The organism is Microbispora sp. NPDC049633 (assembly GCF_040675265.1).
GTDB classification, from domain to species: Bacteria; Actinomycetota; Actinomycetes; order Streptosporangiales; family Streptosporangiaceae; genus Microbispora; species Microbispora maris.
In genome coordinates this window covers 1-8,957 of the sequence record NZ_JBFAOO010000254.1, presented here as the reverse complement: position 1 = coordinate 8,957, position 8,957 = coordinate 1, and the positions used below count along the sequence as shown (strand labels likewise).

The window sequence follows — 8,957 nt, the reverse complement described above, 5'->3', positions numbered from 1 at the left end:
AAAACACGCTCATACATTACCACATACCCCCCCCCGTCCCTCCTCCGCGCGCCCGTCCACCCCATCCCGTTTTTCCCCTCGGGGGGGGGCGGGGCGCCCCCCCCCCCGCCCACCACCAGGCCCGACACCGTAAGCCTGGCCTGAGACGTGTCCTTACACCTCGTCAGCCTCGATCTTTCGTGCTCATCCGGTGGCTGGCTGATCGGTTCGGGTGGAATGTGATTTCGCTCCAGGTCGGCGAGCTGGCCTCGCTTGATGTTGGTGACGAAGCAGGTGAAGCGGTGCCCGTCGATGTGGGTGAAGCGCAACTGCGCGCCGGGGTGAGGGCGCTCTTTGCGCACGATCAGGCGCATCCCCTTGGGCCGGCCGTCCAGTTTCACCAGGCCGGTCAGCTCGGCTACCCAGGCGCCGGGCCGGACCTTGCCCTCTGCGTCGTAGGCAGGCGTCCAGGCCTGCTGGGGCAGGGCAAGGATCGCGGCCTGGATCTCCTCGGTGAGGGTGAACCCGATCGAGTACGACAGCCGCCGCCCGGGCCGGGACAGCCAGGACAGGAACTCGTGGGTGCCGCCGCCGGACTCGGTGCGGATCAGTCCTCAATCACCTCCTGGAGCTCGCCGTTGAAGAGAAGGTCTTGCCCTCGAACCCACTGCGCGAGATCAAGTGGGCTCCGCCCAAGTCGACGGAAGCCGTCGACCCTCGGACGGTGGTCAATCCTCGTCAGGCGGGGGCGCTGCTCGCTGCGGTGACCTACGTTGGCCGTTCGCGGGGGCCGCGCATGATGGCCCTGTACGCCTGCACGTACTACGCCGCGCTTCGCCCTGAGGAAGCCGCGGGCCTCCGGCGGGAGAACTGCCAGTTGCCCGATGAAGGCTGGGGCATGCTGACCCTGGAGAAGGCGCGCCCACAGGCGAACAAGCGCTATACCGACTCGGGGGAAGCGCACGACGAGCGCGGCCTGAAGCGAGGTCGCATGCTCGCCACACTGGGGTGTGGCTTGGGCGTCGTCTATCCTCACGCCCGTCGATGACTGGTCCGACCTGGTCAACCAGCCACCAAGATCGTTTCGCGCATATTTCGCGATCACTGACATGCGGCTGCCTACGGCTGCATCTGGCTGCACATGATCGCCGGGCGGTTCGGAGAAGCCCCAGGTGAGGGGCTGTTTGGCCTGATCAAAGAGTGCCCCCGGCAGGATTCGAACCTGCGGCACCCGCTTTAGGAGAGCGGTGCTCTATCCCCTGAGCTACGGAGGCATGATGTGCATCAGTAAGCCTAGCGAAAGGTTGGGCCCGCTCGCGCCTCCACCGGGGGTGTCGTTTCGAGTTCCCCGGTCACCGGCGGGCTGACCTGCGGTAAAGGCATGGCAAGTCGCCGTACGGCCGCGTAGGTCGGGCGGTTACCGTCGCTGGCCGTGACCGTTACGCGACGTGGAGCCGCGCGTGGGCTGCGATCGGCGGTGCTCGTCGTGGCGCTGCTCGTGCCGGCGTTCCTGGCCTCGGGCATGCTCATGGCCGACTTCACCGGCTACGGGGAACGGGCGCGGAGCGAGTTCGCACCGGACGCGGCCGTCCGGGCGGAGCCGGCCGGGACGGCGCGTGCGGGGCGTGGCGGAGCGCCCGCCGTGACCGTGGGAGACCGGATGCCCGGCGCGAGGCCGAGTGTGCCGCCCGCCGGGGACGCCCCAGAAGCCCGGAGAATCGCCGTGGTGCCGATGGCGGGGGCGGTGCGGGAGCCCCTGCTGGATCCGACTCCGGTGCCCGAGCCGACCGGCCCAGCGCGTCTCTACGAGGGGCTCGTACGGATCCTTCCGATCGCCCGGCCGGTCCGTGAGGTCGTCCAAGCGGATGCCCCGGCGGTGCGACGTCCGGCGGAGGCGAAGCCGGAGCCGGAGCCGGAGCCGCGCGAGGAGACGACCTTCAGGTGTGCGCCCGAGTGGCGGGACACATGGTTGTGGGAGCTCTGCCGGGAACAAGAGGCTCACTCCGAAGGCGGGCGATGAGCTGGAAACGCGCAAATGCGACGTGACCGGTCGATAGCGCTTGTGCGAACCGGGGCTCGGACACACAGGGCGCTGTAGTAACGTGCGTCCCTGACCCAGGTCACGAGTTCGCAAACGGGGGAGTCGATCGTGTCATCTCCTCGATCAGCCCGGCTGATCGCGGTCGTCACGGTGATGACTTCGCTGGCCGTCTCCGTGTCGTACGGCACGGCCGCGGCCGCCTCGGCAGGCGTCACGACCACCGCGCGGGAATCGACGACCGCCTGGGCCGGCGAGCTCGGCAAGGAGCCCACCTCGCTGACCGAGCTGCGGCGAGAGGCCCAGAAGGCGTACAAGTCCATCGAGGACGCGAACAGGGCGCTGGTGGCGCGCCAGAAGAAGTTCGGCGCCGTGGAGAAGGAGATGGTGGCCAAGCTCGAGAGCCTCCAGCAGGCCACGGCGGAGCTCAACAAGATGCGCAAACCGCTGTCCGACCTGGCGTCGTCGCTGTATCAGGACCCGTCTGTCGACGGGCTCAGCCCGTTCTTCCGGGTGGGAAACGGCACGGACACGCTTCGGAGGATCGCCGACCTCGATCACCTGGTGGCCGGGCGCAACAACGTGCTCGGCGACGCGATCAAGTTGCTGGAGCGGCAGCAGCAGCTCGCCCAGGAGGCCCAGGAGCTCCGGGCGGCGAGCCTCCTGCAGGAGGCGCAGCTGAACGCCCAGGTGGCCGCTCTGCGCAAGCGCTCGTCCACTCTGGTGCGATCGCTGACCAAGGCGTTGATCAAGCTCGGCGTCAAGATCGGCGACGGGACGCAGGGGGCGGGGGGATGCGACCCCACCAGGATCACCCAGGCGGAGCAGTACCCGAACGGCCTGCTGCCGAAGAACATCCTGTGCCCCCTGCCGCAGAACGGGGAGACGCTGCGGGCGGACGCGGCGATCGCCTTCGCCGATCTCAACATCGCCTACAAGAAGCGGTTCGGCACCTCGATGTGCATCTCCGACAGCTACCGCAGCCTCAGCGAGCAGCAGTCGGTCTACTATCGGCGGCCCGGTTTCGCGGCCACTCCCGGTAAGAGCAACCACGGGCTGGGGCTCGCCGTCGACCTGTGCGGCGGCGTGCAGAACTTCCGTTCGGCGCAGTTCAACTGGCTGGAGGCCAACGGCAAGCGGTTCGGCTGGTTCCACCCCGACTGGGCTTACAGCAGCCCCTTCGAACCCTGGCACTGGGAGTACGACCCCAAGCTCGGCTCGCTCCTCTGACGGGCCCGGCGGCTGGACGAAGACGGGCCCGTCGAAGGCTTCCAGCAGGCTCCGGCGAGCACCGCCTGACCCTGTTTCGAGGTCAGCGCCGACCGGAGAGGTCGAGCCGGGCGAGTTCGCGGCGGGAGCGGATGCCGAGCTTCCGGAAGGCGCGGTACAGATGGTGTTCGACGGTCCGCGGGCTCAGGAACAGTTGTGCCGCGATCTCCCTGCTGGTGCCGCCGTCCGCCGCCAGCCGGACCACCTGAAGCTCCTGTGCGGTGAGCCGCTCCACCGGATCGACGGCCGTGGGTTCCGCCGGCAGGAGGACCTCGCCGGTCGCGTGCAGCTCGGCCCGTGCCCGCTGGACCCACGGCGCGGCACGCAGGCGCTCGAAGACGGCCAGCGCCGAGCGCAGCGGCACCCGTGCGTCACTGCGTCGCCTGGCCCGCCGCAGCCACTCTCCGTACAGCAGCTCGGTGCGGGCCCGCTCGAACGGCCGCCCTGACCCCTCGTGCGCCGTCAGAGCGCGCAGGTAGTCGGTCTCGTCGTCGCTCAGCAGGGCGCGGCAGCGCGCGCTCAACGCCTCTGCCCAGTGCTGCCCGCCGGCCCGCGCCCATGCCTCGATGCGGCGCAGCGGTTCGGCCGCCCGCTCGGGCTCCCCCAGCCGTACGGCCGCCTCCACCTGGTCGGCACTCGCCGCGACGAGCCCGGACGCGTGCCGCAACGGACCGCGTACGGCGGCCTCCAGCCGATCGAGAGCCGCTGCGTGACGGCCCAGCCCGAGATCGAGCAGGCTCAGCGCCGCGACACCGGCCATGCCCCCGGTGTCGAGCTCCTGACTGGCCAACCGCACGCAACGCTCCTCGTCGCCCTCGATCGCGGCGACCCGCGCCAGCACCGAGTTGAGCCGGGGCACCCGCTGCTCCAGTCCGATGTCGTGGACCAGCCGGACGGCCTCCGCGACGGACATCTCGGCATCGCGGTGCAGTCCGGCCTGCACCTGCACGCCCGCCAGGTCCTGCAGCACCTGTGGCAGCGTGCCGACGAGCCCATGCCGGCGACACCGGCCGATCTCGGCCTCGGCCAGCTCGGCCGAGGCCGTGTCGTCCCCGATGATCATCGCGCAGAAGGCACCCCACGCCATCGTCAGTCCGCCCGCCGGGTGCCCCGCCCACGCGGCGGCGCCCGGCACGGCGCCCGGCACGGCGCCCGGCCGGGCCGTACCGGCCAGGAAGTCCGGCGCCGGTCGTGGCGTGGCGGCCACGAACTCGGTGAGCAGAGGCAGCCCACGCGCGTAGTCGTCCTGTACGAGAGCCGCCATCCCCGCCACCATCGGGTCGCACAACCCCAACTCGCGCAGCCGTTCCGCCGCGGCGAGGATCGCATCCCGGTCGCCGTAGAACCAGCCGTACCCCGCGCTGGTGCGCAGCATCGCCGCGGCCTGCTCCGGGTCCGCGGGCGCCGAGCGTTCGACCAGCACGCGGGCCGCCAGCCGCCGCTCGCCCACCTCGAACTCCACGGCCGCCCGCACCGGCGCCAGCTCGGCCAGCGACTCCGGGTCGTCGACCAGACGCTCGGCCTGGTCAACCAGGTCGGCGGCCTGCTTGGGGTGCCCGGCGGACAGTGCCAGCCGCGCCGCCTCACCCAACCGCCCGGCCCGTGAACGCGGGTGCGGGGTGAGCCGCGCGGCCTGCTCGTACAGGCCCGCCGCGGCGGCGTAGGCGGTGCGGGCACGGGCGCGCTCGGCCGCGCGGGCGATCACCTCCGCGACCCGCTCGTCCGTCTTCGTGGTCGCCGCGGCGAGGTGCCTGGCCCGGCAGTCGTCGTCCGTGGCCGCGCCCGCCAGCGCCTCGTGCACCGCGATCCGCCGTGCCAGCGCCGCACCGTGGTAGGCGGCGGTGGCGATCAGGGGGTGGCGGAAGGTCACGACGTTGGCGGTCACGTCGACCAGCCCGGCCTGCTCGGCCTCCGCCAGATCCTCCAGCCCCACATCCAGCGCGCCGGCCGCCCCCAGCAGCGTCGGCAGGTGCCCGCGCCCCTCGGCGGCGGCCGTGAGCATCATCAGGCGGGTCCTCTCGGGCAGCAGCGCGATCCGCGACCGGAACGAGGCGAGCACCCGATCGGAGACGGGCATGGGCCCGGCGGCGAAGTGGTGGCTCCGCCGCGCCGCGGCGAACTCGATGAGCGCCAGCGGGTTGCCCGCCGACTCCTCGATCACCTGCTCACGGCTGCTCGGCGCGAGTTTCCGGTCGGCCAGCAGCAGGGCCGCGTCCTGCGGCGACAGACGCGACGGCCGCAGCTCGGGGAGGCCGGTGGCCGCGAAGCCCTCCTCCCTCGCGCCGAACAGCATGGCCACACCTTCGGCGTTCAGCCGCCGGGCGGCGAAGCGCAACGCGTCGGCGCTCGCCTGGTCCAGCCAGTGCGCGTCGTCCACCAGGCAGAGCAACGGACCGTCGACGGCCACCTCGGCGAGGAGGGTCAGCACGGCCAGCCCCGTCAGAAACCGGTCGGGTCCGCCCGGCTGCCCGTCCTGCGGCGGCGCCAGCACCGCCCGCAGCGCGTCGGCCTGTGGCCGGGGCAGGACGCCGATCCGATCCTGGACCGGCCACAGGAGCTGCACCAGACCGGCGAAGGCCAGGTCGGCCTCGGCCTCGAGACCCGTGACCCGCAATGTCCGGAGCCCGGTCTCCTCCGCGTAACCGGCGGCCCAGGACAGGAGTGCGGACTTGCCTATCCCACTCTCGCCCCGCAGGACGAGGCCGCCGCTGCGGCCGGTGCGCGCCGCGTCCACGAGGGCTCGGATCGCGGCCTGCTCGTCCACCCTCCCGTACAGCACAAGCGCCCCCGCTCGGTAAGTACGTACATCTGACACCCGTACCGCAGTACCGAAACCTTACCGATTCGGCCCGTAACCGCCCGCTCGTACCGTCGGACCGGCACAGACGCTCACCTGAAGTGGGGAGGACGACATGAGCGAACTGCTGGAGCCGACGACCCTGGGCACGCTTGACCTGCCCAACCGTCTGGTCATGGCTCCGATGACCCGCAACCGCGCGCGGAACGGCCTGGTGAACGCCCTCACGGTGGACTACTACGGCCAGCGCGCGGGAGCCGGGCTCGTCATCGCGGAGAGCACCCAGCCCTGCGTGCTGGGCCAGGGCTACATCGACACGCCAGGCCTGCACACGCCTGAGCAGGCAGCCGCCTGGCGGCTGGTCACGGACGAGGTGCACCGGCGTGGCGGCCGCATCTTCGTCCAGCTCATGCACGCGGGCCGGATGGGCCACCCCTACCTGTATCCGGGCGGCGACCTCCCCTGGGCGCCGTCGCCGATCCGGTGCGACAGCGAGCGGCTCTACACGCCCACAGGTCTGCTCGACCTGCCGACGCCACGGCAGATGACCACGGCGGACATCGCCCAGGTCATCGAGGAGTTCGCCGTCGCGGCCAGGTACGCCATGGATGCGGGCTTCGACGGTGTCGAGGTGCACGGGGCGAGCGGCTACCTCGTCCATCAGTTCCTGTCGGACAACACCAATCGGCGCACCGACGCCTACGGCGGATCCGTCGAGGGGCGCATCCGCTTCGCCGTCGAGGTCGTGCAGGCGGTCGCCGACGTCATCGGCCCGGCCCGCACGGGAATCCGCATCTCGCCCGGCATCACCTACAACGGAATCGACGAGAGCGACCCCGACTCGCTCTATCCCGAGCTGGCTCGTGCGCTGGCCCCGTACGGCCTGGCCTACCTGCACGTCTCGGAGAACGGCACGCGCGCCCTCACCAAGGCGCTGCGCACCGAGTGGCCGGGCGCGCTCGTGCTCAACCCGCACCCGTACGGCGGAGAGGAGGCGGCGACCGTCGACGACGGCGTCGAGGCGCTGCGCTCCGGCCTGGCCGACGCGATCGCCTTCGGCCGGCTCTGGCTGGCCAATCCCGACCTGCACGTACGCGTCGCGGCCGGCGGGCCGTACAACGAGGCCGACCCGGCCACCTACTATGGCGGCGACCACCGCGGCTACACCGACTATCCGGCGCTGCCGGTGGGGGCCGTCCGATGAGCGGGGGGCAGGACCCGGCCGTCGTGCGGACGCGGGACCCGGAGGGCGACCGCGGTGCGGACGCGCGCGGCGCGGCACAAGGGGTGCCGGGGGTGTGGCTGGCGCTGCTGGCCGGACCGATGTCCTTCGGGATCGCCGGGTCGGCCCTGGTGCTCGCGGACACGGCCCGGGACCTCGGCACGACGGTGGACGCGGCGACCTGGATCGTCACGGCCTTCGGATGGGCCATCGCGGTGGGCACACCGCTGATGGCCGGTCTGCAGCGCCGCCGGGGGACCCCCGCGGCGCTGCTCACCGGTGCCGCACTCGTGCTGCTGGGCGCGGCCCTGACGGTCGTGGCCCCGGCGCTGCCCCTGCTGGTCGCCGGGAGCGCGCTCCAGGGCCTCGGCGCCGCCGGGCTCACCACGATCGCGATGAGCCTCGCCGGTTCGGCCCGCGTGATGGGGCTGGTCACGGCGTCGCTCGCGACGATCGGGGCCGCCGCCCCGCTCACCGGTGACGTGGTCGCGGGCCTGCTCGGCTGGCGGGCCACACTGGCGCTGCCCGCACTCAGCCTGCTCTCTGTGCCGTTCGTCCTGCGCGGACGGCCCGTGACCTCGCTGTCGGCCATGCCGTTCGACCTCGTCGGCGCGGTGCTCGTGACGGCGCTGGTGACGGCTCTGGTGGTCCTGCCGCACGCGTGGCAGGCCGCGAGTGGCGCGGCGGTCGCGGCCGGGGTGCTGCTGGCGCTGCGGCTGCGCGCCCGGCCGGACGGGTTCGTGCCGACGGTGGTCCTACGCGCTCCGGTGTTCCTGGTCTCGGCAGGGCTGGCGTTCCTGCTGGCGGTGGTCAACTTCGGGATGATCTACGCGTTGCCGCCGCTGCTCGCCGAGCACTCGGGGTGGAGCCGCGGGCAGGTCGGCCTGGCCATCACCTGGCCGTTGCTGTTCGGCGGGCTCGCGTCCTATCCGGTGATCGCGGCCACCGCCCGCGGTTCGTTCGGCGCGGCGGCCGTGGTGTTCCCCGTGCTGAGCGCGGCGGGCGGGGTGCTGGCCGTGCTGGGCCGCGGGCCGGTTGCGCTGCTCGCCGCCCAGGCGCTCGCCTCGGTCGCCGCCGCCTCCGGGCAGGGGGCGTACGCGGCCCGCGCCGCCGCTGCCGTGCCCGCATCGGAACGGCCGACGGCGATGGGCCTGTTCAACCTCGCCTACCTGCTCGGCGCCGCGTTCGGCCCCGCCATCGCGACGCTCCTGGTCGGCTGAGCCTCCCGGGCCCCGCACTGTTCCCTCAGCGCGGGTGGATGGTGACGAAGAGCCTGCCCTGCGCCTGGGCCTGGGCGAGCTGCGCGGCCTGGCCGGGGGTCGTGGCGAGCACGAGCAGTGCGCCGCCGTCGGTACGGCCGGGCGGTCGTGCGATCACCCGCACCTCCTGGGCGATGACCCGGGCCTGGAAGGGCCCGTCCTCGAAGGCCGCGAGGACGTCGATCACGTCACCCGGGGACAGCAGCCGGGCGGCGTCGGGATCGGCGATCCGTATCGGTGTCGCGACCACCTGTCCGGCGGGCGCCTGCCCGGCCAGGGCCTGGCGGAACAGACCGGGGCCCCGGCCGCGCGCGGCGGGGGGGGGCGCAACCCCCCGCCGCGCGCCGGCGGCCCCGCCGGCCCGCCCCCGCCGGGCGGGGCCCACCCGCCCAC

The 8,957-nt window shown here is 72.7% G+C and carries 6 protein-coding genes, 1 tRNA gene and 2 pseudogenes; 5 read left to right on the top strand and 4 right to left on the bottom strand.

All coding sequences use genetic code 11. The features are described from left to right. Positions 1 to 227: 227 nt before the first annotated feature. Positions 228 to 590, bottom strand: a pseudogene (locus AB0J39_RS35705) (transposase); the annotation flags it as partial. 113 nt (positions 591 to 703) lie between these two features. Between AB0J39_RS35705 and AB0J39_RS35700 the strand changes: the two are divergent. After that, on the top strand, positions 704 to 1,027 hold the full coding sequence (locus AB0J39_RS35700) for a hypothetical protein (protein WP_363472945.1): 324 nt from the start codon (positions 704 to 706) through the stop codon (positions 1,025 to 1,027). Positions 1,028 to 1,180: 153 nt separating this feature from the next. Here the strand turns inward: AB0J39_RS35700 and AB0J39_RS35695 are convergent. Then, positions 1,181 to 1,253 (bottom strand) — tRNA-Arg (locus AB0J39_RS35695). A 158-nt stretch (positions 1,254 to 1,411) separates the two neighbouring features. Between AB0J39_RS35695 and AB0J39_RS35690 the strand changes: the two genes are divergently transcribed. Together AB0J39_RS35690 and AB0J39_RS35685 are read left to right on the top strand one after the other, a co-directional pair. After that, positions 1,412 to 1,999: a hypothetical protein gene (locus AB0J39_RS35690; protein WP_363472943.1), complete on the top strand. Its 588-nt coding sequence runs from the start codon at positions 1,412 to 1,414 to the stop codon at positions 1,997 to 1,999. A gap of 129 nt (positions 2,000 to 2,128) precedes the next feature. Further along, positions 2,129 to 3,247: a D-alanyl-D-alanine carboxypeptidase family protein gene (locus tag AB0J39_RS35685; RefSeq protein WP_363472942.1), complete on the top strand. Its 1,119-nt coding sequence runs from the start codon at positions 2,129 to 2,131 to the stop codon at positions 3,245 to 3,247. 82 nt (positions 3,248 to 3,329) lie between these two features. Here the strand turns inward: AB0J39_RS35685 and AB0J39_RS35680 are convergent, their stop codons facing one another. After that, the gene (locus tag AB0J39_RS35680; protein ID WP_363472940.1) at positions 3,330 to 6,065 is read right to left on the bottom strand and encodes an AAA family ATPase; all 2,736 of its coding nucleotides are present in this window, start codon (positions 6,063 to 6,065) and stop codon (positions 3,330 to 3,332) included. Between the two features lie 133 nt (positions 6,066 to 6,198). Here AB0J39_RS35680 and AB0J39_RS35675 point away from each other — a divergent pair, with 133 nt between their 5' ends. Both AB0J39_RS35675 and AB0J39_RS35670 read left to right on the top strand, forming a co-directional pair. Then, a complete protein-coding gene (locus tag AB0J39_RS35675; RefSeq protein WP_363472938.1) occupies positions 6,199 to 7,287 on the top strand; it encodes an alkene reductase in 1,089 nt (362 codons plus the stop codon). Next, positions 7,284 to 8,525: an MFS transporter gene (locus AB0J39_RS35670; protein WP_363472937.1), complete on the top strand. Its 1,242-nt coding sequence runs from the start codon at positions 7,284 to 7,286 to the stop codon at positions 8,523 to 8,525. Before AB0J39_RS35675 ends, AB0J39_RS35670 begins: the two co-directional genes overlap by 4 nt. A gap of 25 nt (positions 8,526 to 8,550) precedes the next feature. Here the strand turns inward: AB0J39_RS35670 and AB0J39_RS35665 are convergent. Beyond that, a pseudogene (locus AB0J39_RS35665) lies at positions 8,551 to 8,957 on the bottom strand (flagellar biosynthesis protein FlgA); the annotation flags it as partial.